General features: G+C 65.8%; 28 protein-coding genes. 9 read left to right on the top strand and 19 right to left on the bottom strand.

Annotated elements, in window-relative coordinates:
- Positions 1-63 precede the first annotated feature (63 nt).
- From MG068_RS11130 to MG068_RS11120, 3 genes are all read right to left on the bottom strand, one after another.
- The gene (locus MG068_RS11130; RefSeq protein WP_005413550.1) at positions 64-258 is read right to left on the bottom strand and encodes a hypothetical protein; all 195 of its coding nucleotides are present in this window, start codon (positions 256-258) and stop codon (positions 64-66) included.
- The gene (locus tag MG068_RS11125) at positions 258-893 is read right to left on the bottom strand and encodes a DNA-3-methyladenine glycosylase (RefSeq protein ID WP_132810191.1); all 636 of its coding nucleotides are present in this window, start codon (positions 891-893) and stop codon (positions 258-260) included. Before MG068_RS11125 ends, MG068_RS11130 begins: the two co-directional genes overlap by 1 nt.
- Positions 894-965: 72 nt before the next feature.
- Entirely contained in the window at positions 966-1,925 is a 960-nt protein-coding gene (locus MG068_RS11120; RefSeq protein ID WP_132810190.1) for a cation diffusion facilitator family transporter, read from the bottom strand.
- A 226-nt stretch (positions 1,926-2,151) separates the two neighbouring features.
- Between MG068_RS11120 and MG068_RS11115 the strand changes: the two genes are divergently transcribed.
- Positions 2,152-2,406 (top strand): hypothetical protein, encoded by a 255-nt coding sequence (locus tag MG068_RS11115; protein ID WP_132810189.1) that lies wholly within the window; start codon positions 2,152-2,154, stop codon positions 2,404-2,406.
- A gap of 47 nt (positions 2,407-2,453) precedes the next feature.
- On the opposite strand, the gene MG068_RS11110 is transcribed toward MG068_RS11115, so the two are convergent.
- Complete coding sequence (locus tag MG068_RS11110) at positions 2,454-3,098, bottom strand: TetR/AcrR family transcriptional regulator (RefSeq protein ID WP_132810188.1); 645 nt, start codon at positions 3,096-3,098, stop codon at positions 2,454-2,456.
- A 123-nt stretch (positions 3,099-3,221) separates the two neighbouring features.
- Between MG068_RS11110 and MG068_RS11105 the strand changes: the two genes are divergently transcribed.
- Together MG068_RS11105 and MG068_RS11100 are read left to right on the top strand one after the other, a co-directional pair.
- Positions 3,222-5,510, top strand: a complete 2,289-nt coding sequence (locus tag MG068_RS11105; RefSeq protein WP_206138645.1) for a TonB-dependent receptor — start codon at positions 3,222-3,224, stop codon at positions 5,508-5,510.
- Between the two features lie 17 nt (positions 5,511-5,527).
- The gene (locus MG068_RS11100) at positions 5,528-6,424 is read left to right on the top strand and encodes a tyrosine-protein phosphatase (RefSeq protein WP_132810186.1); all 897 of its coding nucleotides are present in this window, start codon (positions 5,528-5,530) and stop codon (positions 6,422-6,424) included.
- A 54-nt stretch (positions 6,425-6,478) separates the two neighbouring features.
- Here MG068_RS11100 and MG068_RS11095 read toward each other — a convergent pair whose 3' ends face one another.
- The 4 genes from MG068_RS11095 to MG068_RS11080 form a co-directional block, all read right to left on the bottom strand.
- Positions 6,479-8,143 (bottom strand): tyrosinase family protein, encoded by a 1,665-nt coding sequence (locus MG068_RS11095; RefSeq protein ID WP_132810185.1) that lies wholly within the window; start codon positions 8,141-8,143, stop codon positions 6,479-6,481.
- A 275-nt stretch (positions 8,144-8,418) separates the two neighbouring features.
- A complete protein-coding gene (locus tag MG068_RS11090) occupies positions 8,419-8,676 on the bottom strand; it encodes a hypothetical protein (protein ID WP_071228322.1) in 258 nt (85 codons plus the stop codon).
- Positions 8,673-10,025, bottom strand: a complete 1,353-nt coding sequence (locus MG068_RS11085) for a TFIIB-type zinc ribbon-containing protein (protein WP_132810184.1) — start codon at positions 10,023-10,025, stop codon at positions 8,673-8,675. The genes MG068_RS11090 and MG068_RS11085 overlap by 4 nt, the downstream gene beginning before the upstream one ends.
- A 20-nt stretch (positions 10,026-10,045) precedes the next feature.
- The gene (locus MG068_RS11080) at positions 10,046-11,185 is read right to left on the bottom strand and encodes an SPFH domain-containing protein (protein ID WP_049401484.1); all 1,140 of its coding nucleotides are present in this window, start codon (positions 11,183-11,185) and stop codon (positions 10,046-10,048) included.
- A gap of 183 nt (positions 11,186-11,368) precedes the next feature.
- Here MG068_RS11080 and MG068_RS11075 point away from each other — a divergent pair, with 183 nt between their 5' ends.
- The gene (locus MG068_RS11075) at positions 11,369-12,859 is read left to right on the top strand and encodes a hypothetical protein (RefSeq protein WP_132810183.1); all 1,491 of its coding nucleotides are present in this window, start codon (positions 11,369-11,371) and stop codon (positions 12,857-12,859) included.
- A 99-nt stretch (positions 12,860-12,958) separates the two neighbouring features.
- On the opposite strand, the gene MG068_RS11070 is transcribed toward MG068_RS11075, so the two are convergent.
- The 6 genes from MG068_RS11070 to MG068_RS11045 form a co-directional block, all read right to left on the bottom strand.
- Positions 12,959-14,251: a transporter gene (locus MG068_RS11070; RefSeq protein ID WP_032127219.1), complete on the bottom strand. Its 1,293-nt coding sequence runs from the start codon at positions 14,249-14,251 to the stop codon at positions 12,959-12,961.
- Between the two features lie 46 nt (positions 14,252-14,297).
- Positions 14,298-15,047 carry a hypothetical protein gene (locus MG068_RS11065; protein WP_132810182.1) on the bottom strand — a complete coding sequence of 250 codons (750 nt, stop codon included), beginning with the start codon at positions 15,045-15,047 and terminating at the stop codon, positions 14,298-14,300.
- A gap of 13 nt (positions 15,048-15,060) precedes the next feature.
- Positions 15,061-15,765: a C39 family peptidase gene (locus tag MG068_RS11060; protein ID WP_032127221.1), complete on the bottom strand. Its 705-nt coding sequence runs from the start codon at positions 15,763-15,765 to the stop codon at positions 15,061-15,063.
- Between the two features lie 99 nt (positions 15,766-15,864).
- Complete coding sequence (locus tag MG068_RS11055) at positions 15,865-17,187, bottom strand: adhesin (RefSeq protein ID WP_132810181.1); 1,323 nt, start codon at positions 17,185-17,187, stop codon at positions 15,865-15,867.
- Positions 17,188-17,230: 43 nt separating this feature from the next.
- Positions 17,231-17,848 (bottom strand): hypothetical protein, encoded by a 618-nt coding sequence (locus tag MG068_RS11050; RefSeq protein WP_132810180.1) that lies wholly within the window; start codon positions 17,846-17,848, stop codon positions 17,231-17,233.
- Positions 17,845-18,375, bottom strand: coding sequence for a hypothetical protein (locus MG068_RS11045; RefSeq protein ID WP_132810179.1), 531 nt, complete (start codon positions 18,373-18,375; stop codon positions 17,845-17,847). Before MG068_RS11045 ends, MG068_RS11050 begins: the two co-directional genes overlap by 4 nt.
- A 396-nt stretch (positions 18,376-18,771) precedes the next feature.
- Between MG068_RS11045 and MG068_RS11040 the strand changes: the two genes are divergently transcribed.
- A complete protein-coding gene (locus MG068_RS11040; protein ID WP_132810178.1) occupies positions 18,772-20,127 on the top strand; it encodes a sigma-54 interaction domain-containing protein in 1,356 nt (451 codons plus the stop codon).
- Here MG068_RS11040 and MG068_RS11035 read toward each other — a convergent pair whose 3' ends face one another.
- The 4 genes from MG068_RS11035 to MG068_RS11020 form a co-directional block, all read right to left on the bottom strand.
- Positions 20,128-20,436, bottom strand: a complete 309-nt coding sequence (locus MG068_RS11035) for a DUF6958 family protein (protein ID WP_132810177.1) — start codon at positions 20,434-20,436, stop codon at positions 20,128-20,130.
- Positions 20,429-20,965, bottom strand: coding sequence for a GFA family protein (locus tag MG068_RS11030; RefSeq protein WP_132811138.1), 537 nt, complete (start codon positions 20,963-20,965; stop codon positions 20,429-20,431). The genes MG068_RS11035 and MG068_RS11030 overlap by 8 nt, the downstream gene beginning before the upstream one ends.
- A 67-nt stretch (positions 20,966-21,032) precedes the next feature.
- Positions 21,033-21,914, bottom strand: a complete 882-nt coding sequence (locus tag MG068_RS11025; RefSeq protein WP_132810176.1) for a TolB family protein — start codon at positions 21,912-21,914, stop codon at positions 21,033-21,035.
- Positions 21,911-22,951, bottom strand: coding sequence for a hypothetical protein (locus MG068_RS11020; protein WP_132810175.1), 1,041 nt, complete (start codon positions 22,949-22,951; stop codon positions 21,911-21,913). The genes MG068_RS11025 and MG068_RS11020 overlap by 4 nt, the downstream gene beginning before the upstream one ends.
- A 91-nt stretch (positions 22,952-23,042) precedes the next feature.
- Between MG068_RS11020 and MG068_RS11015 the strand changes: the two genes are divergently transcribed.
- From MG068_RS11015 to MG068_RS11000, 4 genes are read left to right on the top strand one after another with little or no spacing between them, the layout of a single operon-like run.
- A complete protein-coding gene (locus tag MG068_RS11015; protein WP_049461072.1) occupies positions 23,043-23,969 on the top strand; it encodes a LysR substrate-binding domain-containing protein in 927 nt (308 codons plus the stop codon).
- Positions 23,966-24,427: a helix-turn-helix domain-containing protein gene (locus MG068_RS11010; protein ID WP_107431935.1), complete on the top strand. Its 462-nt coding sequence runs from the start codon at positions 23,966-23,968 to the stop codon at positions 24,425-24,427. Before MG068_RS11015 ends, MG068_RS11010 begins: the two co-directional genes overlap by 4 nt.
- Before the next feature lie 10 nt (positions 24,428-24,437).
- Complete coding sequence (locus MG068_RS11005) at positions 24,438-24,863, top strand: VOC family protein (RefSeq protein WP_121503347.1); 426 nt, start codon at positions 24,438-24,440, stop codon at positions 24,861-24,863.
- The gene (locus tag MG068_RS11000; RefSeq protein WP_132810174.1) at positions 24,860-25,090 is read left to right on the top strand and encodes a hypothetical protein; all 231 of its coding nucleotides are present in this window, start codon (positions 24,860-24,862) and stop codon (positions 25,088-25,090) included. The genes MG068_RS11005 and MG068_RS11000 overlap by 4 nt, the downstream gene beginning before the upstream one ends.
- A 7-nt stretch (positions 25,091-25,097) precedes the next feature.
- Here the strand turns inward: MG068_RS11000 and MG068_RS10995 are convergent, their stop codons facing one another.
- Positions 25,098-25,793, bottom strand: a complete 696-nt coding sequence (locus MG068_RS10995) for an HAD family hydrolase (protein WP_132810173.1) — start codon at positions 25,791-25,793, stop codon at positions 25,098-25,100.
- Between the last annotated feature and the right edge of the window lie 8 nt (positions 25,794-25,801).

The following is a 25,801-nucleotide window of genomic DNA, read 5'->3' as shown; positions in this document are numbered from 1 at the left end:
AGTGCACGCGCCGTTATGTATCGCCACGGCGGGGTGATGCGGATGTGAGGTGGGCGCGCCGGCTCAGTGCTGTTGCAGCGATGCCTGCAAGGCGGTGGCCAGAGCGGCGTCTCCGGATACCAGGTCCTGCCAGCGCAGTGTGATGCCTTTGCGCCGCCCCTTCTCAACCAGCTTGAGGCCCTCAGGGGCCACGGTGAGAGTGTAGGGTTGGCCGTCGATGTGCAGTTCGCGGCGCAATGGTTTGTCGAGCGGGGTCATCATCGTTTCCTCGCTGGGGCGGAAGCGCGACGTGGCTGGATCGATACGTGACGGTGATCACGGATGTGCCAACGCCAGGGGAAATCAACAGCGCGGGTGATGCCGATGCGGGGCCCAACCACTGGATCCTCCGGCGGCGGCACGCCATCGCTGGCGATGACAATGCCGTGGTTGCCGGTCACCAGATCAGCGCCGTCGAAGCTGCGGTCCAGCCCGAAGGCCTGCGAGAGCTTGCCGGGCCCGCTGGCCAGATCGTGGTCGCGGCGCGCGGCGGGGCGCAGTTCGCGCATGCGCTCCAGGCCCGCCAGCGGCTCGATGGCCCGCAGCAGCACCGCCACGCCTTCACCCACTTCGCCGCAGACAACGTTGCTGCCCCAGTGCATGCCGTAAGTGAAGTAGACATACAGGTGGCCGGCCTCGCCGAACATGCTGGCCGTGCGCGGGGTCTGCCCGCGATAGGAGTGTGCGGCCGGATCGACACTGCCCGCGTAGGCTTCGACTTCAACGATGCGACCGGCCCGGCTATCGTCACGGACCAGGAGTTTGTTGAGCAGCTCGGGCGCAACCTCGACGGGCGGGCGCCGGTAGAAGCTGCGGGGGAGGATCTGAAGAGCGGCGGGCAACCAATCCGGCACGGTAGAGGCAGGCTCGGGTAAACGGTGATGGCACTGTGGCACCAAACAGGTGAAACGGGCGCAGACGCAGTGTCATTCCTGCGCAGGCGGAACGGCCAGTGCGGCGCGGCGGGAGGCATAGACCTCGGGTGTCTGCGGCTTGATGAACAGTGCCACCAGTTCCGGATACTCACGCTTCACGGCTGATTCGATGCGGGTGATGCACGCCTCGATCTGCGGTGTCTTCCGGTCATCCTCGAACTCGGCGCTGAGCATGGCCACGACCTGTTCGGGGCCCATCTGCATGGTGGTCACGCCATTTGCGCGGCGCAGGTCCGGGTCGGTTTCCGCCACGGCCATGATCCGCTCGGCCACCGCCGGATGGGCTGGCTCACCCACCAGCAGTCCCTTGGTTTCGCGTGCAAGAAGAAAGGCGGTGGCGGCAAGCACGCCGGCGATGCACAGCGACGCCACACCATCAAGCACCGGCATGTCCAGCATCTGGGCAGCCACGAGCCCGATCAGTGCGAAACCCAGGCCCAGCAGGGCCGCGCTATCCTCCAGCAGCACGGTGAAGGTGGACGGGTCCTTGCTGCGACGGAAGGCTTCGAAGTAGCCCAGTTTGCCCTTGGTACGCCGGAACTCCCGTAACGCGACCCACCATGACGCCCCCTCAAACAGGATGGAGATGCCCAGCACGCTGTAGCTCAACGCGTGGTTGGTGGCCGGCTCCGGCCGGCGGATGTGCTGGATGCCCTCGTAGGCCGAAACACCGGCGCCGGCGGCGAACACCAGCAGGGCGACGATGAAGCTCCAGAAGTACAGCTCGCGGCCGTAGCCGAACGGATGCACGGGGTCTGGCGCCTTGCCGGCGCGGCGCAGGCCGTACAGCAGCAGGAGTTCATTCAACGTGTCGACCAGCGAATGCACGCCCTCACTGAGCATGGCCGAGCTGCCGGAGATGCCGGCAGCAATGAACTTTGCGATGGCAATGGCCAGGTTGCCCGCGAGGGCGGCGTAGATGACCAGACGGGAACCGGTGGGGGCAGACATCAAGGCAAGGGGGAGGGCAGGTGGATGCCCGATCTTCCGGACGGGCATGTCCCCGGGATGTGCAGGTGTCCGATGTTCCGGGGCCCGGCAGGCGCCCAACTGCCGCTGCGATCAAGCCGGTTAGGGGGCAGGAATGCAGACGCCAGGCCCTACGCTGGGGTCAGTCCTCGTAGCCAACCGTGTTCGAAGCGACGTTGACTATTCTCCGTAACCTGAAGAGACTTCGATGAATCGCAAATTTCCCTGGTACGACCTCCTCAGTCTGTTGCTCTGCGCCAGCGTCGCGCGGATCTCCAACACCCTCCTGCTCGCTGCGGGTGGCAAGCTTTTCGTAGCGGCAAGCGCAGCCCCGATCGCAAGCTGGGGACGCCCTGGATGCGGGCTGCTGATCGTCATCGGGTTCCTTGCGCTGGCGACCTGGTACTTCGGCGAGCGCACGAAGGCCGTGCATAAGGCTCTGCCGGCCCGTTTCTTCATCTGATACCGTCGTTTCGGCCCCGGGTGCCGGCCAGCGGCCGGCACTGCCGCTCAATCCGCCATCACCCGCCCAATGGCATCGGCCAGCAGGACGCGAACCCGTGCCGCAGGCAGGTCGGGATCGCGCACGGCGCGCATCGCCAGACCTTCCACCAGCAGTCGCAGCAGCAGGGTTCGGCTGGCAATCCGCTCTTCGTCCACGGCGCGGCCCAGATTGACGTCACGCTGGCGCAGCCAGGCATGGATCGCGGCGCTGGTCTGCTTGTCATGGGTACGCAGCACCTCGGCCAGCACGGGGTCGCGGTGTGCCTCGGCGTTGATTTCCGCATACAGCGCCACGCTGGCAATGGCATTGCCGTGGATCGGCAGCACCTCGCCGCGTGCCCATTGCTGGTAGCACGCGAGCAGGCCATCGACCAGATCCGAGGCCGCCGGCATCTCGCTGATCGAGGCCTGGTCGTGACGCAGCTGGCGTTCGATCAGGGCCAGGATCAGGGCGCGCTTGTTGGCGAAATAGCGGTACATCAGCCCCTGGCTGATCTCGGCCTCGGCGGCGATATCGCCGATGGAGCCGGCATGGAAACCGCGGGTGATGAAGCACCTCTGTGCGGCGTCGAGGATGCGCCGGCGCTGGGCTTCGGCATGGGCGGCGGCAGGGGCGTCAGCGGGTACGGCTACGGCGGTTTTCGGCGTCATTGCGTGAAGTCGGGGCGTCCAGAGGCGGGATAGTACGTCACAAAAGGTGTGAATGAACGGTCATTCATTTGTAATTCCCGCCTCCCAGACTGCGCCGGCCTTCTCCTTCCGCGAATGAGTCCGATGCGCCACGCCCTGCTGCACCGCCCGCTGCTCACCCTCGCCATTGCCGCCGCACTGCCGGCGCTGGCCCATGCCGAAGACCGTCCCAGCGCCGACGCCGAGGCATCCGCCGATGCCGCGCGCACCGTGGTCGCCCTTGACCAGGTGATGGTGACTGCGCAGAAACGCGCCACCAACCTGCAGGAGACCCCGATCTCGGTATCGGTGGTCGATGCCGAAGCGCTGAAGGACCGCAGCGCGATTTCGCTGGGCAGCTTGTCCGATGGCTCCATCCCATCACTGCGGGTCACGCCGTTCGCTACCCGCAGTTCCGCGCTGAACATCGGCATCCGTGGCATCGGTGCCTCCGGCGACGCCAACCAACCGGCCCGCGATGCCGGCGTCGGCATCTACGTCGACGGGGTGTTCATGGGCCGTGCGCAGGGGCTGGGCAGCATGCTCTACGACGTGGAGCGCATCGAATTGCTGAAGGGGCCGCAGGGCACGCTGTTCGGCCGCAACACCGAAGGCGGTGCAGTGAGCATCGTCACCAAGGCGCCGACCGGCGAGTTTGGCGGCAACGTCAGCGTCGGCGTGTCCAACTTCAGCGGCTACAACAGTGCGCTGCACCTGGATCTGCCCAAGGTGGGCGATGTCAGCTTCAAGATCGACGCCGTGCAGGCCAAGCGTGGCGGCACCACCGACAATCCGATGCGCGGCGAGCGTGACTTCAACAGTTACGACAAGCGCGGCGCCCGCCTGAGTGCGCTGTGGCAGCCGAGCGATGACTTCTCTTTGTTGTACGCGTTCGATCGCTCCTATGATGCCACCACGCCATATCACACCCAGGTGCTGGTGCCAGCCGCCTACCTCAGCCCCCTGCAGAAGGCCGGCGCCAGCCAGGATCGCCGCGACAGCGCCATCCTGGGCGGGCCTCAGGAAGACAACATCGGCCGCACCAGTGGCCATCTGTTGAACCTGTCGTGGGTGTTGAATGACAACCTTGAGCTGAAGTCGATCAGTTCCTACCGCGAACTGACCCAGGGCCAGTTCGACATGGGCCTGGTCGATGCGATTTCCGCCTATGGTGGCGCAGGGACGCCGTTCGGTCGTTACAGCCTGGCGCAGGTCTACCAGCACCAGTACAGCCAGGAGTTCCAGCTGATCGGCAACACCTCGCAGGTGCAGTTCCTGGGCGGTGCGTTCTACTACCACGAGACTGCCGGTGACAATGCGCAGACCCCGAACATGCTGGTCTGGGGGGCGGGTGGCAACAGCTACACCGTGAATCCGGCGACCAACCCGCTGGATCTCTCGCGGGTACGCATCGACCGCGCCAGCAAGGCCTGGACCGACAGCCTGGGCGTGTTCGGCCAGGCCACGTGGACCCCGGAGGCACTGCAGCGCCTGCACCTGACCGCCGGCGGCCGCTATACCCGCGATGACAAGAAGGGCAGCCTGTACATCGTCAATGGTGCGGCGACCAACCTTGCGTTCAAGGACCGCTGGAGCCGCTTCGACCCGATGGTCAACATCGCCTACGACCTCGGCGAGCACACGATGGTCTATGCCAAGTACAGCACCGGCTTCAAGGCCGGCGGTGCCAACTCGCGCTCGACCAACTACACCGCGTTCGGGCCGGAAGAAGTGACGGCCTACGAGCTCGGCTTCAAGTCGCAGTTCTGGGACAACCGCGCGCGCCTGAACCTGGCCGTGTTCGATTCGACCATCGCGCACAAGCAGATGGACTTCTCGCTGCCGTTCGACCCGAACAGTGGCGAGACCCGCACCACCATGGTCACCACCAATGCATTGAGCGATGGCAGGTCGCGCGGCGCGGAACTGGAGTTCAACGTGATGCCGGTGGACAACCTCACCCTCGGCCTCAACTACGCCTATACGAAGATCGACGCGCAGACCGCGACGGACCCGTTCGGTGCAGGCGTGCAGGTAACGGTCCAGCCGCTGCTGGCGCCGAAGAACGCCGGCAGCCTGTCGGTCGACTACCTGGTGCCGTTCGCGAACTTCTCGGCACTGAAGTTCCATGTGGACGGCAACTGGTCCGATGGCTACTACACCAGCGAGTACGACCAGATGCTGACCGACAGCTCGTTCGTGGTGAACGCACGGGTGGCGCTGGTGGATGTGCCGGTCAACAGCACTGGCACCACCATGTCGTTCTCGTTGTGGGCACGCAACCTGCTCGATGAGCAGCACCTGTTCTACAAGATCAACAGCGCGGCGCTGGGCCAGAGCGGCATCTTCAACGACCCGCGTACCTTCGGCCTGGAAATGGCCGTCAACTTCTGATTCGAACGGAGAATTCCATGAAGCACCGCTCTACCGAACTTGTCCTGGCCCTGATGCTCAGCCTGCCGATGGCTGCGACGGCTGCTGCCGCTGATGCGCCGCAGGTCGCCGCCGCGAAGCCGACGGCCGTTGCGAACGTGAAGCCCGTCGCTGCCGATGCGCAGCGCGTGATCCCGCTGCAGGGCGCCTGGAACGTGCGTACCTTCGCCGGCCTGCAGGGCCGCCACGGTCCGATTCCGGCCGATGCGTTCGTGCGCACCGCAGACCTCGGCCGCCTCACCGATGCCGACCGTGATGCCCTGGCCGCGGCCGGCGTGAAGCTGGATATCGACCTGCGTACTGCCGATGAAGAGGCGCAGTCGCCGGACCTGCTGGCCAGGGATGATCGCTTTGCTTACCAGCGCATTTCGCTGATGGGCACCGAGAAGATGGACCTGCAGAAGATGATGACCAGTTTCCCGGATTCGCTGGGCGAAGCCTATGTGCAGTGGCTGGGCCACAGCCAGCCGCAGTTCAAGCAGGTGTTCCAGCGCATCGCCGCGCAGCAGGACGGTGCCGTGCTGTTCCATTGCACGGCCGGCAAGGACCGCACCGGCATCATCGCTGGCCTGCTGCTGGATCTGGCCGGCGTGCCGAAGGCCGAGATCGTGCACAACTACGCGATCTCCGCGCACTACCTGGAAGGGCAGCCAAAGGACAGCGCGATGAACGCGCAGATCATGGCGCTGGTCAAGCAGAATCCCGAGATCGCCCGCAAGATGGCTCGCATGTCCGGTACCGCACCGGACAACATGGAACAGTTCCTGGCGGCACTGCACAGCCAGTACGGTGGTGCGGAAGGGTACCTGAAGTCGATCGGGGTTAGCGAACAGGAGATCCAGCAGCTGAAGGTGCGGCTGGGGCAGGCAGGCTGAGGACTGCCAGGCTGAAGGCAGGTGCCGGACAGCGGCGGCACCCGCCGTGCATCATCACGGCCGCAGCGGCGCAACCAGGATGGCGGCGTCGAGCACCGGGAATGTCTGCGGTGCCTGGCCGGACGATGCGACCAGGCGGATCTCCAGCGTGGTCGTTCCCTTATCGGCGGCATTCAGTGTCTGCAGGGCCCCCAGCTTCTGCGGCAGCGGCACCGCGAACGTGGTTGGGTGGCTGTGATCCATCCCGGCCATGGTCGGCCCGAAGAACGATACAGTGCCGGCGTAGTACGGACTGTCGGCCGCCACGGAGGCGGTTCCCGCCGGTGCGTTGATCAGCACGTCGAACTCGCGCGTATTGTTCAAACCGCGTGGTCGCTCCAGGGTCACTTCGGCAATCAACTGGCGCGGGCCCGATGTGGTCAGGTGCGCGCGCACCGCCTCATTGGGGACAGCCACGCGGACGGCGCCATCGGAGCGTGTGCCGCGCACCAGCCGCACCGTGCCGGCAGCTGCTGGCAGTGTGGCCGCCTCCAGCAGGTCGTTGCGGCGCGCGTAGACGTAGTCGTAGTCGAAGGCCGTGGTGGAGAAGAACGCGCTGGCCGGACGCTCGCCAACGGGCTTGCCTTGTGCATCGACGAAGAAGCGGAACGGTTCGTTCATGAACTGGCGCCGCTGGTCGACATTGACGGGCATGATCGGCTTGCCGCGGGATTGCTGCAGCTGGTTCCACACATCCCACAGGCGGTCCATGTTGGCGTGGTGCAGGTAGAAGATCGGATCGAGTGGTGACAGGAAGTTGGTCATGTTGCCGTAGGGGCCGGGATCGACCGCGCCGACGCCACCGATGCAGTTGTGCACCTTGTTGTGCGGGAATCCTTCCAGTACCGAGAATTTCGTGGCGCCGTCAGGCTGTACCACGTGCGAGGCCGTACGCGAGCTGGTGAAGCTGCGGCTGACATCGTCGTTGTAGAACTCGACCGGCGACAGCCCCGCGTGGATGGTGTCGGGAGACACGGCCGAAGCGGTCTTTGCATCGAAGCCGGGATTCTCGCGCCAGAGGTAGCGGGCGCCGCAGGTGATCGCATAGGCTGCATTGCCCGAGATGCCGGTCTTTTCCGCGACGCTGTAGCCGGTCACATCGTTCCAGACATCGTCTGCAGTGAGGTAGCCGCGGAACTTGAGCTGGCCGCGCTGGCCTGCATCCAGCGTGTCCCAGTAGCGCTGCAGCGCCGGGCGCATGAATCGGGTGAAGACCGCCAGGTTGCGCGTATACGGCGCATAGGCGCCGTCAGTGGGCGTCAATACGCCGTCGAACATCGCTGGGGGAATCCGTGGCAGCTCGGTCCAGTCCCAGTAGGGCATGGCGAACTGCGGATCACCGCTGAGCGTACGGATGGTCTGTTCGAAGTAGCCGACATAGCCCCGGTGCCAGACATAGAACCACCAGTTGCCGTGCGGGCAGTCCATCAGATGCACGAAGGCGTTGCGGAACCAGTTGCGTGGATCGTCTGCCGGCAATGCCAGCATGGCCTTGATGCCGCGTGCATAGCTGGCCAGCATGCGCTGGCCTTCGGGGCTGGTGACGTTGTAGCGGTGGTAGCGTGCCTGCGCGGCCTTTCCGGCCGGTGCGGCGCCGCTGGCCCAGGCCCCGGGTGCTACCAGTGACGCCAATGAAGCGCTGGCGGTGGTGGCAAGAAAATCACGACGTGTGTAGCGCATAGCCTTCCCCTGGTGATTGGTTGAACCGCGTTGGGTTACAAATCACTGGCAGGGCCGGCGGCAGCGTGGCGGCCGGCCCGACGGGGACATCCAGCCCCGCCGCTTCCACCGGCAGGTGCAACGATGGCCGGGGTGGAAGCGGCGGTAGTATAGTCATGGCAAACAGAGCTGATCTGCGAAGCAGGCCACAGTCGCAGGCGCGTACACATCTGCCCGGCTGAAGCTGTTCACCGTCGTCGTTGCGGCGTTGTCGATCAGCCAGGCATGGCCTGGCTCTACGGGTCGGGTTTCACCCTTGCCACCCGTTTCCGGTACTCGTACACGTTGTCACCGCGTATGCGCTTTTCCTCGGTGCCGGTGACCCGGCCCACCTGCTGGTCCGAACCGGTCACGGGCTGCGCCTCGATTTCGGTCTCGTGCTCGAAGGAATGCGATTTGTCGGTGTTGCGGTAATAGCGGTACAACGCCCAGTACAGCGCGGTTGCGCCGGCCGGACCTGCCGCCAACAGCCAGAGGCCACTGTCGTCGCTCATGTCGATGCCACCAGGAAGGCAATTGCGAGGGCTTCAATGACGGTGCCGGTGGCAAGGGCCGCCAGCAGCATCTTCCATTGCTGCACGGGCACGCTGCCCATGGTTTCGCCGGTACGGCCGTTCACCGCGATGTAGTGCAGCATGCCGCCGTTCTTGCCAGGCTGATGGTACGAGTACAGCCAGACCGGCAGGTACATCGACACCCAGCGGGTGCCATGCACCTCCAGCTGTTCCTGCTCCCAGCGCACGCCGCGGTTGTAGCGCTTCACCGAGCCTTCCACCTGTGCGCGGGCAATCGACAGCAGCTGGTCTTCCAGCCGCGGCCGCAGCTTTTCCACATCCAGGTTGCGCTTCTCCGAAGTGAAGCCGGCCAGGTAGGAGGCGTTCCATTTCACCGCGTTCTTGGTATCGAACGGCAGGATGGTGTTGATGATGTTGTTGGTGTTGGCGCGGGTATCCAGGTTGCCGCGCTCGGCCGAGGATTCCAGCGGAAGATCGTCGACGGTGAAATCGACCTGGCGTTCGACCTGGTAGACATCGGCGTCGTAGAGGGTGCGCTTGTTCTTCTCGCTGCCGACCGTGTACTCACGGGTCTTGATCTCGCCTTTGCCGGCCACCGCAGCGCTGACATTGCTGTCGACGATCATGTAGGGCAGGAACACGCCCACCACGTTTTCCGGGGTGAACTGGTCCTTGAACGCTTTCAGCGCGAACATCCGGCGCTTGTCGACGAACTGGCGGATGCGCGCGACCGCGTCGTCCTTCTTGATATGGAAGGGCAGCACTGCATCAGGTACCGCGCCATTGCTGATCTGTTCGTTGACGCCGAATACGTGGCGGCACCAGTGGCAGCGCGCCGTCATCGTGCTTTCGGTATTGACCGTGACTTCGGCGCCGCAGCCGGTGCACTTGAACGTCATCAACGCCGAGGTGTCGGCATCGATGTCGCGTGCGCCGGACGCGATGACGGTGCCGCGCAGCTGGTCGATGGCTTCGCCCAGCCCGAATTCCTCCTCGACCCGCGCGCCATGCCATTCGTGACGGCAGTACAGGCAGACGAGGATGTCGGTGCCGGCCTTGGGCCGGATGTCGGTGGCGCCGCACTTCGGGCAGCGGTTGAGGCCGTCCTTCAGCTCGCTGGCCGAGGTATCGATGGCCACGGGATCGGGCGCTTCCACTTCATCGCGGATGGCCTGCGGCAGCTTCGAGGTGTCCAGCGGGAAGCTGCCGGGCAGGGGAGGGACGTCCTGCGGCGAACCGGGCCCATCCAACGACGACGCCGGCAGGGGCGGCGGCGTCGCGGGCGCGGATCCGGGCAGCGGCGGTGGGCCGTTTCGGGGATCGGACATGTTCGTTGTGCGTCCTGCTGTTACAGGCCCAGTGCCTTGGCTTTCAGGGCGTCATAGTCGCTCTGGGTGATCAGGCCCAGGTCCAGCATTTCCTTGGCCTTCTTCAGCTTGGCGACCGGATCGTCTGCCGCCGGGGTGACCGGCTGCTGCATGCCACCCACACCGAACATGCCCGACGCCATGCCGACGCCGACCAGGCCCGCCGCGCCGCCGTTCTCACCAGCCGACTGGATGCCCTGGGCGACACTGGCCTGCAGGTTGGAATTGCCGCGCGAACCGGACAACGCATCGGCGCGCTGCACGGTCTTCAGCAGTTCGCGGGTATTGGCGTCGTACTCGATCGAGACGATGGCGGTCTTGACGATGGCCAGGCCACGGTCCGACTTCCACTGGTAACCCTGTTCGACGGCGGCCGACAGGCTCTGCGCGAAGCCCAACGAGTCCTGCTGCAGCTTGGTGATGCGGTTGCCCTTGCTGGGATCGTTCGTATACAGGCTGAAGGCCGGCGCCAGCGAACCGACCACTTCATTGAACAGCTGACTGGCCGCGGCGTTGTCCAGATCGGTGAAGTCGAACACCTGTCCCGGCTGCAGGTAGCTGGCCGGTACGAAGTTCTTCACGAACAGGATCGGGTCGACGATCTTCAGCGTGTACGAACCACGCGTGACCGCACCGACCTGGGTGTTGAGGAAGCCGTCGTCCCAGTAGATTTCCGACTGGGTACCGAAGCGGTTGTCCGGCAGCTCCTTCAGCGAGACGAAGTAGGCCGCCTGCTGCGAGCCCGGCTGGCCGCCGAACTTGAAGCGCTCCCAGCTCTGCTTGATGAAGGTGCTGACCAGGCCGTCGCCGGCGAAGATCGACTGCGAGTTCAGATCGTCCGAACGCCACTCGTAGCCGCCCGGTTCGGCGACGAACGCGGTGATCGCGCCGTCCTGGAACAGCAGCAGGCCATAGCCCTCCGGCACGATGATCTTCGAGCCGTTGGTGATGATGTTGGACGAGCCGCTGGTGTTGGAACCGCGGCCGGCATTGGTGCCCTGCGGCACCGCCGCGAACAGGGCCGCCGTGGACGGCAGGCCCGCCGGCACGGTGTAGAAGTCCTTCCACTGGTCGGCCAGCACACCGCCAACCGCACCCTTCACCGCCTGTACCAGACCCATGACCAACTCCCTGTGATTCGAGGGCAGGCACCATGCCTGCCGAGCTGGACTGAATATAGCAGTAGGAATACGAGCAAGGGGGGCACAGGCTGGGGCTGCGCAAGCGTCCGTGTTCAGGTTGCGGTTGCGGGCTGGGTCCGGGCATGATCGTGGCGTCCGACCACAATTCAAGGAAGAGTATTCATGGTCAGTGAAGTTGATTTTCGAGTGCTGATGCCCGGGGTAGCGGTCAACTTCGGCCTGAGCCCAGGCAAATTCGTCAATACCCAGTTCCACACCGTGGCGCTCGACCCTCTCCTGCCACCGAGTAACGCTTGGGTAATTGCTGCGGCTGAGGATTGTGGCTACGGAACGAGTGGGCTTGGCAAGGCGAGAATCAATGCGTCGCCAGCGGAATGGCTGGCGCTGGCGACGCACCTGGCACGCCGTCGTCAGCTGGTGCATTCCACTCTTGATGTGGTTGCTCCGATACCGGGTGTCGGTTCTATCAAGAAGGCTCAGTTTGCAAAGTTCCTCGAGTCATCGGAAAAAACCAACTGTGCGTTCGTGCTGGGAATGCTCTATGCAAGGTTGGCGGCGGAGCGGTGGTTCATGTTCAACGGCATGGGGGACGTCCTCATGCACTTCTGGCACTACTCGATTCTGCATAACCCGGCGGTTTCCCTTCAAGGATTGATGCCAGCACCAAGTACGATGAACCCCGACTTTGTCCTCGGCAGCCAACTGGGCAAGTGGTCCACACTCGAGTCGAAGGGCACCTTCGGCACGGCCGACCTTGAGAAACTACGGGATGGCCTGGAGCAAGCCAACAAGTTTTCGGGAATTTCCATCACGTGGCCCGGCGCTGTTGTTTCTACGCATCCTATTGGTGAGCGTTCCTGCACGCTGACTTACTTCAACGCGCTCGACGAGCTGCAGTCGATACAGTTGACGCTTCCCCCGCCTCCTCCTGCCCTGGCCCCTCCCGTGGCGCTTGGAGCCGTGCCGGGCCCGGTGATCTTCGCACCCGCTGCTGAATTTGTACGTTACCTCGACGCCTTGGGGCAGCTGGATTGCCATCGAGGTGAGACCGACATAGTCGAGACCGACGAAGCTGGCATCGCCTGGTATCGCTCGGTGCATGTGCCGGGCTTCCTTTTCGGTGTATCGCCCGAGCATCGCAATGCAGAAGGACAACTGAAATGGGCCGTGGCTGCCCTGGGTTTGATCATGCCGGTGATTGCAAAGCTGCGAAGCGGCGAGATGACAGGACGCGCCTTGCGGACCGTCGTGACTGGGCTGCTTTACGAAATTGGCCAGCGTGCTGCCAGTGTCGATCTGACCGAAGCCGAATCCTCTGCATGGAGTGGGCTTGTCGAACACCTGCAGGAACTGATGCAGGCTGACGCGCGCGTACTGTCCTGGACTACGGTGCTCGACCAGGTGTGGAGTGCCCCCGTGCTGGGGGGATTCAACTCGGGCATGCTCGGATCGCCGATCGCAAGTCTCGACGACTTGTGGAACTACCTGGACGTGAAGGTCACCCCCCTGCGCCTCAACAAGGTCAGAGAAGCAAGGCTTGGGAGGATCTTTGATGCGCCGGGCGCGGCAGGAACCGGCGTTACGACGCATGGCCTGTTTGTGAAAGAGTGCAGGGAGGCCGCACCAAAGGGTCCACACGTGCCACGCTTTTGAGTGAGTCGCTGCAAGTAGACGATCCCGCCTGCCTGGCGAGGCCCAGGAAAAGCGGGAAGTGGATGAGCGGCTGCAGCGGCGTTTGGGTCCGGTCCGGCGCTACAACATGTACGGAATCTTGAACGCCAACGTGAAGTCCGGCGCATCCGGGGTCAGTCCGATGCCGAGCAGCGTCACCAGCGTGGTGTGCTGGTTCAACGCATAGGTCACGCCCAGGTTGAGTGATGCCGCATTGGCATCACTGCCGATCACCTTCATCCACTTGCCGCCCTGGAAGCGGGTGGAAGCGCGTGCGCTGATGCGGTCACTGAAGGACAGGCTCAGGCTGGTCCGCTCGTTGAATGCGAAGGCCACGCCTGCGCCGAAGTACACCGAGCCGCCCAGCTTCACATCGCCCGGGTTCACCGTGTCCGGATTACTGTCGATGTCGTTGAACCCGCGCGGGATGGAGTGCACGTAGCCGATGTTGGCAAACAGGATGGCCGGGTCGGCGGTCTTCACCATCGACAGGCCCAGGTTGGCCTGCCATACGCCATTGCCAGTGGGTTGCTCGCGCGGCACGGCGAAGCGGATGTAGTCGTCGTCATCGCGCTCGATCACCTTCCAGTCCAGGCCGTAGGGTGCGCGCCCGGTGGGGGCGGTGACGCCGGCGGTAAGCACGGTCTCAGGACGCCAGCCGCGTTCGCCGAACAACCGGTAGTTCGCACTGAGCCCGATATCACCCAGGCCGTTGCCGTTGGTCTCTTCCTGTGCAATGGCGGCCGCTGCTCCGCCGGCGCCGCCCTTCTGGTATACGGTGCGCCGGGCCAGGTAGGGCACGTCCAGGTTGAGCGTCAGGTTCGGGCTGACACCCCAGCGGGCCGCCACGTTGTAGGTCAGCGAGTCGGACTCCACGTTCTCGATGGCGATATTGCCGAGGAAAATGGCGTCCAGCGCGAGGAAGCCGTTGAGGGTGAGCTGCTTGCGGTCGTAGCGGGCGTAGGTGAGGCTGTTCTCGATGGTGAAGCGGCGGGAGAACAGGGCCGATTGCTGTTGCTTCACGTCGTCCACGCTGCGCCGCGACTCCTGCTTGGCCTGTTGCGCCTCGGCAGCGGTACTGGCGTAGCCCTCGCTGCTCGGAGGGACCGCGGCGGCGGCCGCCTGCGCCAATGGCGCGGCCGGTGGGGCTGTGACCGGGCCAACCCGCCCGCTCAAGCGCGCCTGCATGGCCTGGACCTGCATGTCCAGTTCGCGCAACCGCCGCACTTCCTGTGCGTAGTTGGCCTTCAGCTGTTCCAGCTGGTTGGCCAGGGCCTGCACGTCAGCGCCATCGTCAGACGTCGGCGGTGCGGCAAGGGCGGTGCCCGCCAGCGCCGCCAGCGCCAACGGGGTAATCCTCATCAGGGTGTGCATGTTGGTGTCCTGCGTTGTGGAGCGTTTCCCCCAATGCCAGGCCCTGTTACTGGCCTGGCCCCATACCGCGGTTCAACGCAATCGCCTGGGCCACGTTCTGGCTCAACGGCAGGTTGCTGCCCACGGCGTTGCGCACCAGCTCCAGCCGCAGCTGGTTACTGGCGATCTGGCCGTCACCGGCGAGGGCGATACCCTGGCCGACGCTGCCGTTGCGAATCCACTGCTGCACCAGCCCCTGGCCATCCACCTGCAGCAGCAGGCGTGCCTGGTTGCCTTCCAGCACGGCGGTCGCGCTGGCGCCGGCCTGCTGCGCGGTGACGTTGCCTGCGCCATCAGAGAGAACGGCTGGCACGCCACCCTCGCGGACGGTCAGCGTGGTGACGTTGCGCGCGACATTGCCATCGCCGGCCACCTGCACGCTCTGCACCAGGCCGCTGGCGTTGGCCAGGCCGCTGCTGTCGATGCTGCGTCCGTGGGTATCGGGCAGCGGCGCATCGGCTGCCGTGACATGCACGCTGGGCTGGAAGCTCAGCTTCGGCGCGCCACCACCACGGAAGTCCATGCCCAGGGTGAGGCTGCCCTGCAGCGTCGCGCCGTTGCTGGCCTGCCACTGCGACACCATGGTGACCCCGAACCAGGCAACGTTGTTGCCACCCACGGTGTAGCGCCCCCGCATCAGGCTCAGTTCCGGGTCCGGAATTTCCTTCAGGCCGTGACCGGGAGCACCCTCTGCCGCCTGCAGAGGCAGGGAAGGGAAGGCCAGCAGCAGAGCCATCATCATCGGTTGGCGGAACATGGTCGAACCTCCTTCAGAACAGGTCGGCGTGGCTGAAGCCGAAGTCGACCAGTTCGGCATCGGTGATCGGCCCTTGCCGCGCGTAGAGCGCGCGGGCGCTTGGCCGTTCGCTGGGTTGCAGAAGAGCGGTGTTGCGATCGAAGTCGCTGCCGATCACCACGAAGACCGCGCGCGATGGCCAGGCGGCCAGGAACTCCGGAAGGGCCAGGCTGCGGTTGCCCAGGATCGGGTCGGCCACTTCCACGATGCCGTTGCGCACCTGCTTGAGCACCACGAAATGGCGGAAACCGCGCACGTCCATCAACACAAGTCCTGGCACGCGAAGGGTGCGCAGTCGTGTTTCATCGATGCGGTAGCCCCGACCGCGCATGCCCAGCGATTCCACGTAGCGCTTGATGTCGAGCAGCGAGAAGCCGCGCTCGGCTACCAGAGCGGGATCGGAGACCCCCATCATTCCCTCGATCACCGTCGCCTCGTCGGTATCAAGGTGGTAGGCGTGGCGCAGGATGGTGGCCAGCGCGGCGGCCCCGCAGCTGTAATCGGTGTGCTGCCGCACCACGTTGCGGTAGCGCCGCTCCTGCATGCTCTCCACCTTCTGCTGCAGCAACGCGCCATTGGGCAATACGCCGCTGAAGCGCACCTCGCCCGCCCACGCGGAGGCGGTACCCAGCAGCAACAGCATCGCCAGCAGGCGCATCGAGAGGCGGCAACGGATCATCACGTTCTCCGGCAGCAGGGGGGAGCCCCTGTCCCAAGGGGGAGGAGGAACAGGGGCTCCCAGGGACCCGGCCATTGGCGGACGGCCGGGGTGTTGCGCTTACTCGCCGGTGCCGCCACCGCCACCGCCGCCGGTGCTGGGCTGGGCGACGGCCAGGGCCAGGCTGTTGGCCTGCAGGTTGCCGGTGCCCGCAGCAACGTTCACGCCGATGTTGCCGGAGGCGCCGGAGAAGGCACTGCCGGACAACGCCGAGGTGTTGGTGGCGTTGACGTTCACCCAGCGCGTGGTGCTGACCGTGCCGCTGAGGCTGGCGTACAGATCGGCCACGCCCAGTTCGACGAACTGGCTGGTGCCACTCTCACGCGTATCGAAGCCCAGGCCGCCCACTCCCGGCCGGTTGGGGTTCATCGTGGCGTTCTGGATCTGGTTGTCCAGGTCGATGTGGCCGGTGCTGTTGCCACCCGGATGTGGCAGCTCGCCATTCCATGTATCCAGATAGTAGTTGGCCATCTGATAGGCGTTGCCGGTGCCGCGGTAGGTGCCCGCGCCATAGGCCAGCGTCAGGCCGCTGACGCCGCCACGCATGCCGACCTGCACGGTATCCGTGTAGGACTGCACGAAGCCGGCATTGCTGACCGTGTTGCCGGTGGAGACTTGGTTGGAGCTGATGCTCGACTGCGCCACCGCGGTGGTCGCTACCGAGGCCGCGAGCGCGTTCTTCTGCTCGTTGTTGTTGCCCGAGGCGATGTTCACGCCGATGTTGCCCGAAGCACCACCGAAGGCGTTGCCGCCGAGACCTGCGGCGTTGGTGACCCCGGAGTTCATGGTGGCGTTGCCGAAGCCGGCCTGGTTGACGAACACCTCGGCGTCGGCCATGCCGAAGCTGAAGGACGCGTCGGCAGCGGACAGCGACGCGGCATTGTCCTGCGCGTTGTTGTCGCCGGAGACCACGTTGAAGCCGAGATTGCCCGAGGCGCCGGCACCCACGCTGTCACCGATGGAAGCACTGTTGGTGACCAGGCTGTTGCTGGTGACGTTGTTGCTGATCGACTGGCGGTTGTCGATCACGGCAATGGCCGCCGAGTCGAGGTCGATGTCGCCGGTGATGTTCGGGTCACCGGAGAAATTGATGTCGGTGCTCAGCCGCAGGTCCTTCTCCAGGTTCACGTCGACGCCGTGGTTGTTCTTTTCCTTGCGTTCGTCGGCCTGGATGTTGCTGTGTTTCTGCACATTGACGTTGACGGTGCGGTTGCGTACGTCGTTGTCGGTGTGGTTGTGGGTGTCGTTGCGGGTTTCGCTGACGGTGTGGTTGTGATTGATGTTCGCGTTGGCGTTCTGGTTGTCCCAGCCATTGGCCGCAGCGGCGGTCGAGGCAGTGGCAATCGCCATGGCGAGCATGGTCTGTTTGACGGTCGCTTTCATGGTGCCCTCTCTCTCATCAGGTGGTGCATCGGTTGGGTGGTTGTCACGGGCGGTCCTGCACGACCAGGCCCAATACGTTGGCCGTGTCGTTGCCGTTGCCCGCGATCTGATTGAGTTGCAGGACCCCGTCGAATCCCCGCAGTGCGGTGCTGGCTACACCTGCGCTGCGGGTGCCCGTCGCGACGCCGTGACCGGTGTCGTCCCGCCCCCCTGCCAACGCGGAACCCTCGGCGGCCAAGGCCGTATCGTCGGTTTCGCGTATGCCCTGTCGGGCCAGCGTCGCGCTGACGACGTTGAGCGTCGTGTTGGCGATGCCGCTGGCCTGGTTGATGGATGCGATGCCACTGGCATCGGCCAGTGCGTCACCGCCAATGAATGCAGTGGCCTGCAGCGGCCCGGACAGCACGCGGTTGCCCTGCTGCAGTTGCCGCGCATTGATCGCGACGTCGGCGCGATCACCCTTGGCGATACCCCGTAGGTTGGCCTGCACGTTGAGGTCGCCGGCGGCCTGGTTCACGGCGATGGCGCCATTTGTTCCGGCAAGTGCGTGGCCGTCGATGCGGGCCACGTCGAGATAGGCGAGCATGCCGCTGTAGTCATCGGCCCGGGTCGCCCAGGGCGCGGCAGCGAGCAGCAGAAGCAACCCGTGCAGGGGCTTCATTTTCCACCTGCCGGGGCCGTGCCCTGCAGCGGGAACTGGGCCAGTGCGCCGCGCACGGTATCGGCGATACCGCGGGTGCTGCTGCCGACCGCACCGAGCGGCCCACTCATGGCCCCCCCCAGATTGCTGCCGACCATGCCGTCGCCACTGCGGCCCAGCGTGCCGCCCAGGGCCTGCTGGGTGACCTGTTCAACGGTGGTGCCACCCGGCGCCGTGATGGACGCGGCCTGGCCGGCGCCCATGCCGGCATAGTCCTCATCGCTCAACTCGTCCATGCCGGTTGTTGTGCCGCCGGCACCCAATGCGGTGGCGATCTCGCGCTGCGGCTTCGGGTCGGCAATCAGCGCCATGCCCGGCGGTGCCATGCGATATGCCGGGCGCGCGGATACATCCCGCAGCAGGACGATTTCGCCCGGTTGTGCCTTCACGCCTTGGCGGGCGCCGGATGCGGATGCGCCCGCGCCAACCGACAGCAGGGCCACTGCCAGTGCTGCGGCCAGGCCGCGAATCAGGGTGGAGCCGTCCATGCCGATCTCCCGCGATGGGTGCGGCGGAACCACGCATCAACCGTGCCAACTTCGAAGTGCCCACCGGCCAATGTCGGCACCGTGCCGCACCTGACCGGGCTGCTGCCACGCTGTTACAGGCACGTCGTGGAATTGTTGGGATTTCGAAGCCCCAGGCACTGCAGGGCAAGGGCCGCGGGCGACTGTCGCATCCGTGTTACAGGTGGCGTCGCGGTCTGCAACGGTGCCGCTTCAGCCAGCAATTTCTTGACGCACTGCTCATTGCGCCGCCGTTTAGGGAAGCGCTAGGATCCGCCCAACAAAGGCCGCCCCGGTGGCCGTAGAGGTCCCGGCGGGGGGCGGCACGCCGGTGATTGCCTGACAGTCCGCCGACGGTGTCCGGATGCTGGGGGAAGCATGGCAGCGGTCCCGGAGGCTTCAACGTCACGTTGCGTGCTCTGGTTTGGCGAGCCGTTGGCGAACGAGCGCAGTGCGCTGGCGGCAGCAGGCTGGTATGTGCGCAGCATCCGTCCCGATCCCGCCATGGCGATTGGCCTGCGCGGGCGCGATCGCTTGCTCGCCGTGCTCGATCTGCGCCACCTCGATGCGGTCGCGCTGCAGCTGCTGGTACCGTGGATCGAGCAGCACCAGCATCTACCCTGGCTGGCGGTACTGCCACCGGGTGCCGGACCTGCTTCAGCGGCCTGGCTGCCGTTGCTGCAGCGATGCCGTGCCCGCTTCACGCTGCCGTTCGGCCTGCAGGATCTGGTCTGCGCAATGCGCCAGCAGTTCGACGCAGATGATCCGCCTGTCGACGCAACCTGCAGCGGGCAGGGACCGCACGCATTGATTGGCGAAAGCGCTGCGCTGCATGCGGTGCGCACGGTGCTGCACAAGTTTGCGCCGGTGGAGCTGCCGGTGCTGGTCACCGGCGAAACCGGTACAGGCAAGGAACTGGCCGCACATGCGCTGCATGCGTTGTCGGGGCGTGCTGGCAGGCCTTTCATTGCGGTGAACTGTGGTGCGATTCCGGCCAACCTGGTGCAGTCGGAGCTGTTCGGCCACGAACGTGGCTCGTTCACCGGTGCCGACAAGCGGCAGATCGGCGTGTTCGAATCCGCGCACGGCGGCACGGTGTTTCTGGACGAAGTCGGTGACCTGCCGTCGGAGGCGCAGACCAGCCTGTTGCGTGTACTGCAGGAGGGCACCTTCGAGCGTGTCGGCAGCAGCCAGCCGTTGCGGGCGGATGTGAGAGTGCTGGCTGCCACCCACGTGGAACTGGAACACGCGGTGGCGCAGGGCCGGTTCCGCAGCGATCTCTATTACCGTCTGAACGTGCTGCGCCTGCTCATGCCACCATTGCGTGAGCGCGGTGCCGATGTGCAGCTGCTGGCCGAACACTTCCTGCGCTGTTTCCGGCAGCGGCACAGCGTGCGTGCACGCGGCTTTGGGCCGGCCGCACTGCAGGCCATGCGGCGTTTCGAATGGCCCGGCAACGTACGCGAACTGCTGAACCGTGTGCAGCGTGCAGCGATCATGGCCGAGGGCGAGCTGATCAGCGAGCGCGACCTGGAGCTGGGCGCATCGGTGGCGGTCCTGCCTGGGGCGATGCTGCACGATGCGCGGGGCCAGGCCGAGCGCGATGTGCTGCTGCAGACCCTGCGCCAGACCGGCTACAACGTTTCCGAGTGCGCGCGGCAGATGCAGATCTCGCGGGTGACGGTGTATCGCCTGTGCCGCAAGCACCGGTTGGAGCTGCCTGCGCAGCGCTGATCAGCCGGCCGCCAGGTGCTTGAACAGGCGCAACGGCTTGCCCGCGACGCGCTCGATCACGCCCTTGGCTTCCAGGTCCAGCTGCACCGCCTTCAACCACCAGCCGGCGGTGGCGCCTGCCGGGAACAGGGCGGCGGGCAGGTGCGGCAGCAGCGCCTGCTTGGCCTGCGCAACGGTCAGGCCTGGAGGGTGCGCAGGCAGGGCCCGCAGCAAGGCATGGCGCATGGCGAGATACTTGGCGCGATCCACACGCTGGATGTGCCCGGGCGTGGCGATGCTCTCGATCTCGATCCGCTCGGGCTCAGACATGGGTATCTCCCGCGACTTCGATGCGCGGGCTGCGGAAGCCCATGGCGATCCACGCCTTCATCAGGCGGGCGTAGAACCGCAGCGAGTGGGTTCTCAGGTTCGGCACATCGCCCGGAAGGACAGACGGGTCAGGAAGATCACTGACCATGGTCCGCATCTCCACGGCGGGTCTTGCCGACGCCGGCCACAACAGGCCATACAGGCTCAGCCAATGGCCACCGCTGAACTCCAGGAACAGCGGTGTATTGCAGCAGCCCGCCACGACGCGGCGGCTGCCGCCCCTGCTGGACAACCGCAACGCGCGCAGCATGGCATGTCCGGCATCGATGCTGACGCGATCCTTGCGGTGCATTACGAAGAGCGTCTGGCCGTGCGGGCCCAGGACGTCCGGTGCTCGGGGCATCGACTGCAGCATGGCGCCGGCCTTGCGGCAGCTGTCGCAGCAGCATTCGACGGTGGCAATGGGTTGGCCCGTGGCGGTCAGGCGCACCTGGCCGCAGGCGCAGGCAAGGGACGGGTGTGAGGCCATCTGCGTTTTCTCCTGGGGTTTCATCCTCTCGACGAACCGGGGCGCCGAAAATCGACACCATCTGCCTTCAAGGGCGCATCATCCGAAAGCGGATGCGGTACAGGTCCAACCCTGCACCGTCCGCGCGCCGCGCCGAATAGGTCAAGGTGTCGGGTTGCGAGCCATCCAGCATCGCGCCGTAGCTGTCGCCGGAGGCCTCGTTCAAGGGGGAGGGCAATGCAAGGCCCGCGTCATAACGGCCTCCACGCTCGTAGGCAATGAACTGGCGTACCGGTGCACTGCCGAAGTCCAGGGCGCGGGCAAACACCAGCGTCCGGCCGTCGCCCAGGAAGGTGGCATCGAACTCCTGCGCTGCGGTATTGACGTCTCCCGGCAGCGGCCGTGCCGGCTGCGCCATGCCACGGACCATCGCTGCGACGTAGAGGTCATGGCCACCCGCACCGCCTGCGCGATCGCTGGAGAACAGCAGCGTGGCTGCGTCGGGCGAGAGCATCGGCGCGAATTCATCGGCCGCGCTGTTCACTGCCGGGCCAAGATTGACCGGCTCCCCGAATCGACCGTCGCTCCCCATGCTGACCCGGTACAGATCGTCGCCGCCCTGGCCGCCTGCTCGATCCGAACAGAAATACACCACGCGGCCATCGGCGGAAAAGGCAGGATCGAAGTCACGTCCCGGCGTATTGAACGAGACCGGCTTCGCCGGCCGCCAGCGCTGCCCGTCGTGGCGCGAAACCCATATGTCATACCCGCCCTGACCGCCGGGCCGGTTGCGGCTGAACCACAGTGCGGTCTTTCCGTCCGGGCTCAAAGTCAGTCGGATCTCGTCGTACTGCGTGGATGCAATGCCCGGAGCAAAGCGCTCGGCCGGGCCGACGATCTGCAACACCCTGGATGGAGACGCGCCAGGCGATGCAGACACCAGCAGCATCACGGCCAGCAGCGCCTTCATGCCTGCCGCTCGAAGTCGCTGACCCAGTTGGTTTCCCAGCTGCGTCCACCATCGGTCGAGGCCGCCTGTTCCCAGCGCGCCGAACGCGGGGTAATGCGTGACCAGATCACCCGCGTCTGGATCGCTCGTCCGTCGTGCTGGTCTTCGCCAAAGAAGCGACCGACACCGGCCTTGAAACCACCGCGCAGCGGCGCGCCGATCCGGGTCGGTTCCCGGCCATCCAGCCACCAACTCAGCCAGTGCCGCTCAGCCGCATTCCAGGCGCGGATGCCCATGCCGCGCAGCGGGGCTCCTGGCACGTCCATCAGATTGTCACCTACGTTGCCGAATCCTCCCAGTACCGGCCAGTTGTGCAGGGTGCCGTTGAACGCGTCCCACGCATCGCTGCCTGCCAGCCGGGCGCGCAGGCGACGATGGCGCACGTTCCAATGGCCCACCAGAAAATCAAAATCGCCCGGTGCATCCGGCAGCTTCGGAAGCGGCGAGGGGGCCGCAGCCGTGCGGCGGAACCAGTTGCGCCAGTTCACCTCCCAGTGCGCACCGGCGTCGTCGGAGAATGCCTGTTCCCACCACGGCTCCTCGCCGTGGATGGCGTGCCACCTGAACCACACGTCGATGGGGCGTCCGTCGATCCGGTCGGTGCCGCGAAAGCTGCCGGCATCGCCCTTGAAAGCGCCGCGCACGGGCGCTTCGATATGGGCAGGATTGCGGCCATCGATCCACCAGATCGACCATGTGGAAGACACCGGATCAAAGGCACGCACGCCCAGGCCCCTGTAGGGACCCGAGGGCAGTTCCATGACGTTGTCATCGATGGTGCCGAGCCCGCCCAGGGTGAGCCAGACCGCGCTGGCGCCGGTGAAGGCTTCCCAGCGAGTATCGCCCACCAGCCGCTCCTTCAGGCGTTGGTGCCGGACCTGCCAGTTGCCCTGCAACCATTTCCAGTCTTCGCTGTGACTGGCCAGGGCCCACCCGGCGGGCAGGGCGGTGGACGCGGCCGTGGCGGCCAGGGTGACCAGGAACTGCCGTCGATCCATATGCGTGATCCCCTACCGAAGGTGCCCCCATGGTTGCGGGTACGAAGGGGATTGACCACGCAGATATCGGGGCTCAGGCTAAGTCACACTTATGGTCACCCAACGCCAGCTGCCATCGCTTGCCGCCATCCGCGCCTTCGAGGCGGCGGCGCGGCTGGGCAGCTTCGCGCGTGCCGCCGAGGAGCTCGACACCACTGCGGCATCGGTGAGCTATCACGTGCGGCGGCTGGAGGCCCAGACCGGTACCTGCCTGTTCCTGCGCCACGCACAGCACGTGGAACTGACGGTGGTGGGTGCCAGCGTCGCGCAGGAAGCCACCCGGGCATTCGACGCACTACGCGCCAGCTTCATGCGCGCCGCTGGCATGGATGCTGCGCGACTGCGCCTGTCCGTACTGCCAACGCTGGGCACCAGTTGGTTGACGCCGCGGCTGGGTACGTTCCGCGCCCGCCATCGGCAGCTCCTGCTGGAACTGGATCTGTCGGCAGAGCCGCAGGATCTTGCCGCCGGCCACTTCGATGCCGCCATCCGCAACGGGCATGGCGAGTGGCCTGGGCTGCAGGCCACGCCCTTGTTCCCCAGCGTTTTCATGCCGTTGTGTGCGCCGGCGCTGCTTCCGGCGGCCCGTGGGCTGGGCAGCACCGCGCTGGAGATTCCCCTGCTCGGTCGGCCGGACTGGTGGGCCCTGTGGTTCGCCGCACACGGGCACCTTCCACCGCCGGCACCAGGGAGTCTGGTCACGCCCTTCGCCGTCGAGCATCTGGATGTCGGTGCCGCGATCGCAGGGCAGGGCATCGCCATCGGTTCGCCGATCCTGTTCCAGGCCGAGCTGGAGAGCGGGCGCCTGGTGCAGGCGCATCCGGGTGTCGCCAGCGACGGTCGCAGCTTCTGGTTCGTGGCGCCCTCGGCGCGGAGTGGGAGCGCCAAGGTCATCGCATTCCGTGACTGGTTGGTCGAACAGGCCGCCGAGGCACGGCACGCAGCACGCCATCATCTGGCGCAAGCGGTGACGCCGTGAACCAGAGCCCCGAACTGCTGCGACGCCTGCTGCGTGCCAAGGACCGGATGGACCGGGCCAGCCATGAGGAATGGCCAGTCACACGCCTGGCCGAGGTCAGTGCGGTGTCGCCGGCGCACTTCGCCCGCTCGTTCAAGCAGGCATTCGGGCTGCCGCCGCACCGGTATCTTCTCAGCCGCCGCATCGAACGGGCCGTGGCGATGTTGCGTGACACCGACCTGCCGGTGACCGAAATCGCCGTGCAGACCGGGTGGGGCAGCCTGGGCACCTTTGGCCGCATCTTCCGTGACATTACCGGTGACAGCCCGGGCAATGTGCGTGAGCGTGAGCGTGCAGGCCAGGCGGCGTCGGCCAGCGTGCCGGAATGCCACGCACGTGCCGCACAGCGACCCGACCTGAAGATCGCAGTTTTGGAGAAGCGTCGCCGCGAGGCGGTTGCTAACGTGGACCCCACCTGAGGGAGGTCCCATGACGAACACTGTGAACACGGTCGGCCTGTATGTGCGCGACCAGGATGAGGCGCTCGCGTTCTATGTCGGCAAGCTCGGCTTCGAAGTGCATACCGATGTACGCAACGGCAGCTACCGCTGGCTGACGGTACGCAGCCCGGGCCAGGACGGTTTCCAGCTGGGCCTGTTCGTGCCTGGCCCGCCCACCCACGATGCGGCCACCGCGCTTTCGCTGCAGCAGCTGGTGGCCAAGGGCGCAATGCCGCCGCTGGTGCTGGCCGTGGATGACTGCCAGGCGTGCTACACGCAATGGCTGGCGCTGGGCGTGGAATTCACCCAGGAGCCGATCGAGCGCTATGGCGCCGTGGACGCCGGATTCCGCGATCCATCAGGCAATGGCTGGAAGATGATCGAAGCCCGCTCCGAGACGAGGCGCCGGCAATGAGCCGCGGTGGCTGGACACGGCCCGTGCACCGTTGGACCTCGATCGTGTTCACCCTGGCGGTGATCGCCAACTTCGTAGTGCGCGCGATGGGACAGGGCGAGCCTGCGGCGTGGCTCACCTACTCGCCGTTGCCCCCCCTGTTCCTGCAACTGTTCACCGGCCTTTACCTGTTCGTGCTGCACTACGCCGGAAGGCGCCGCAGCGCCGCACTCGGCGCTACGGGCTGAGGCAAGGTCAGGCGACCGCGTCGACCGCACGGGCGGCAAGCAGGGCGGGCAGGTCTTCCATGCGCTGGAAGATCACCTGTGCACCCGCTGCACGCAGGGCCTCCGGCGTACTGTGGTGCGGACCGCCTTCACTGAAGCCGAACACGGTTGCGCCAGCGGCCACACCGGCCGTTGCACCGGTAACAGTGTCCTCGATCACCGCGCAACGCTTCGGGTCCACGCCCAGCGCAGCGGCGGCGGCCAGATAGACATCCGGATGCGGCTTGGTGTGCGGCATGTCCTGGCCGCTGAACACGTGGGCCCCGAAGGCATCAAGGATGCCGACCTTGCCCAGCTGCAGCTTCACCTTGTGCAGATCGGCGCCGGACGCGCAGGCAATCCGGCCGCCGGTGAGCACCGCGATCGCACGCACCGCCTCGGGCGCACCCTGGATGGCAACCAGGTCACGTTCCAACGCGCGGTTGCGCTGCTGGCGGAACTCTTCCAGCCATTCCTCGGTGAACGGCTTGCCGGTGCGTTCTTCGATCAGGCCGGCCAGATGGGCCACGGACTGGCCCAGGAACACCTCACCGGCCTGCGCCGGGGTCAGCGGCCAGCCGCGCTCGGTCAGCATTTCCGAAAGCACGCGAGCGACCAGCGGCTCGGAATCAACGAGTACGCCATCGCAGTCGAACAGCACGGCATCGAAGGGGAAACGGGACATCTACAGCT

Source organism: Stenotrophomonas sp. ASS1, assembly GCF_004346925.1.
GTDB lineage: Bacteria > Pseudomonadota > Gammaproteobacteria > Xanthomonadales > Xanthomonadaceae > Stenotrophomonas > Stenotrophomonas maltophilia_A.
This window is presented reverse-complemented; position numbering and strand designations above follow the sequence as displayed.

Coding starts and splice junctions, on each gene's coding strand:
- MG068_RS11130 (WP_005413550.1), bottom strand. CDS start 258: ATGACCCCGCTCGACAAACCATTGCGCCGCGAACTGCACATCGACGGC.
- MG068_RS11120 (WP_132810190.1), bottom strand. CDS start 1,925: ATGTCTGCCCCCACCGGTTCCCGTCTGGTCATCTACGCCGCCCTCGCG.
- MG068_RS11115 (WP_132810189.1), top strand. CDS start 2,152: ATGAATCGCAAATTTCCCTGGTACGACCTCCTCAGTCTGTTGCTCTGC.
- MG068_RS11110 (WP_132810188.1), bottom strand. CDS start 3,098: ATGACGCCGAAAACCGCCGTAGCCGTACCCGCTGACGCCCCTGCCGCC.
- MG068_RS11105 (WP_206138645.1), top strand. CDS start 3,222: ATGCGCCACGCCCTGCTGCACCGCCCGCTGCTCACCCTCGCCATTGCC.
- MG068_RS11100 (WP_132810186.1), top strand. CDS start 5,528: ATGAAGCACCGCTCTACCGAACTTGTCCTGGCCCTGATGCTCAGCCTG.
- MG068_RS11095 (WP_132810185.1), bottom strand. CDS start 8,143: ATGCGCTACACACGTCGTGATTTTCTTGCCACCACCGCCAGCGCTTCA.
- MG068_RS11090 (WP_071228322.1), bottom strand. CDS start 8,676: ATGAGCGACGACAGTGGCCTCTGGCTGTTGGCGGCAGGTCCGGCCGGC.
- MG068_RS11085 (WP_132810184.1), bottom strand. CDS start 10,025: ATGTCCGATCCCCGAAACGGCCCACCGCCGCTGCCCGGATCCGCGCCC.
- MG068_RS11080 (WP_049401484.1), bottom strand. CDS start 11,185: ATGGGTCTGGTACAGGCGGTGAAGGGTGCGGTTGGCGGTGTGCTGGCC.
- MG068_RS11075 (WP_132810183.1), top strand. CDS start 11,369: ATGGTCAGTGAAGTTGATTTTCGAGTGCTGATGCCCGGGGTAGCGGTC.
- MG068_RS11070 (WP_032127219.1), bottom strand. CDS start 14,251: ATGCACACCCTGATGAGGATTACCCCGTTGGCGCTGGCGGCGCTGGCG.
- MG068_RS11065 (WP_132810182.1), bottom strand. CDS start 15,047: ATGTTCCGCCAACCGATGATGATGGCTCTGCTGCTGGCCTTCCCTTCC.
- MG068_RS11060 (WP_032127221.1), bottom strand. CDS start 15,765: ATGATCCGTTGCCGCCTCTCGATGCGCCTGCTGGCGATGCTGTTGCTG.
- MG068_RS11055 (WP_132810181.1), bottom strand. CDS start 17,187: ATGAAAGCGACCGTCAAACAGACCATGCTCGCCATGGCGATTGCCACT.
- MG068_RS11050 (WP_132810180.1), bottom strand. CDS start 17,848: ATGAAGCCCCTGCACGGGTTGCTTCTGCTGCTCGCTGCCGCGCCCTGG.
- MG068_RS11045 (WP_132810179.1), bottom strand. CDS start 18,375: ATGGACGGCTCCACCCTGATTCGCGGCCTGGCCGCAGCACTGGCAGTG.
- MG068_RS11040 (WP_132810178.1), top strand. CDS start 18,772: ATGGCAGCGGTCCCGGAGGCTTCAACGTCACGTTGCGTGCTCTGGTTT.
- MG068_RS11035 (WP_132810177.1), bottom strand. CDS start 20,436: ATGTCTGAGCCCGAGCGGATCGAGATCGAGAGCATCGCCACGCCCGGG.
- MG068_RS11030 (WP_132811138.1), bottom strand. CDS start 20,965: ATGGCCTCACACCCGTCCCTTGCCTGCGCCTGCGGCCAGGTGCGCCTG.
- MG068_RS11025 (WP_132810176.1), bottom strand. CDS start 21,914: ATGAAGGCGCTGCTGGCCGTGATGCTGCTGGTGTCTGCATCGCCTGGC.
- MG068_RS11020 (WP_132810175.1), bottom strand. CDS start 22,951: ATGGATCGACGGCAGTTCCTGGTCACCCTGGCCGCCACGGCCGCGTCC.
- MG068_RS11015 (WP_049461072.1), top strand. CDS start 23,043: ATGGTCACCCAACGCCAGCTGCCATCGCTTGCCGCCATCCGCGCCTTC.
- MG068_RS11005 (WP_121503347.1), top strand. CDS start 24,438: ATGACGAACACTGTGAACACGGTCGGCCTGTATGTGCGCGACCAGGAT.
- MG068_RS11000 (WP_132810174.1), top strand. CDS start 24,860: ATGAGCCGCGGTGGCTGGACACGGCCCGTGCACCGTTGGACCTCGATC.
- MG068_RS10995 (WP_132810173.1), bottom strand. CDS start 25,793: ATGTCCCGTTTCCCCTTCGATGCCGTGCTGTTCGACTGCGATGGCGTA.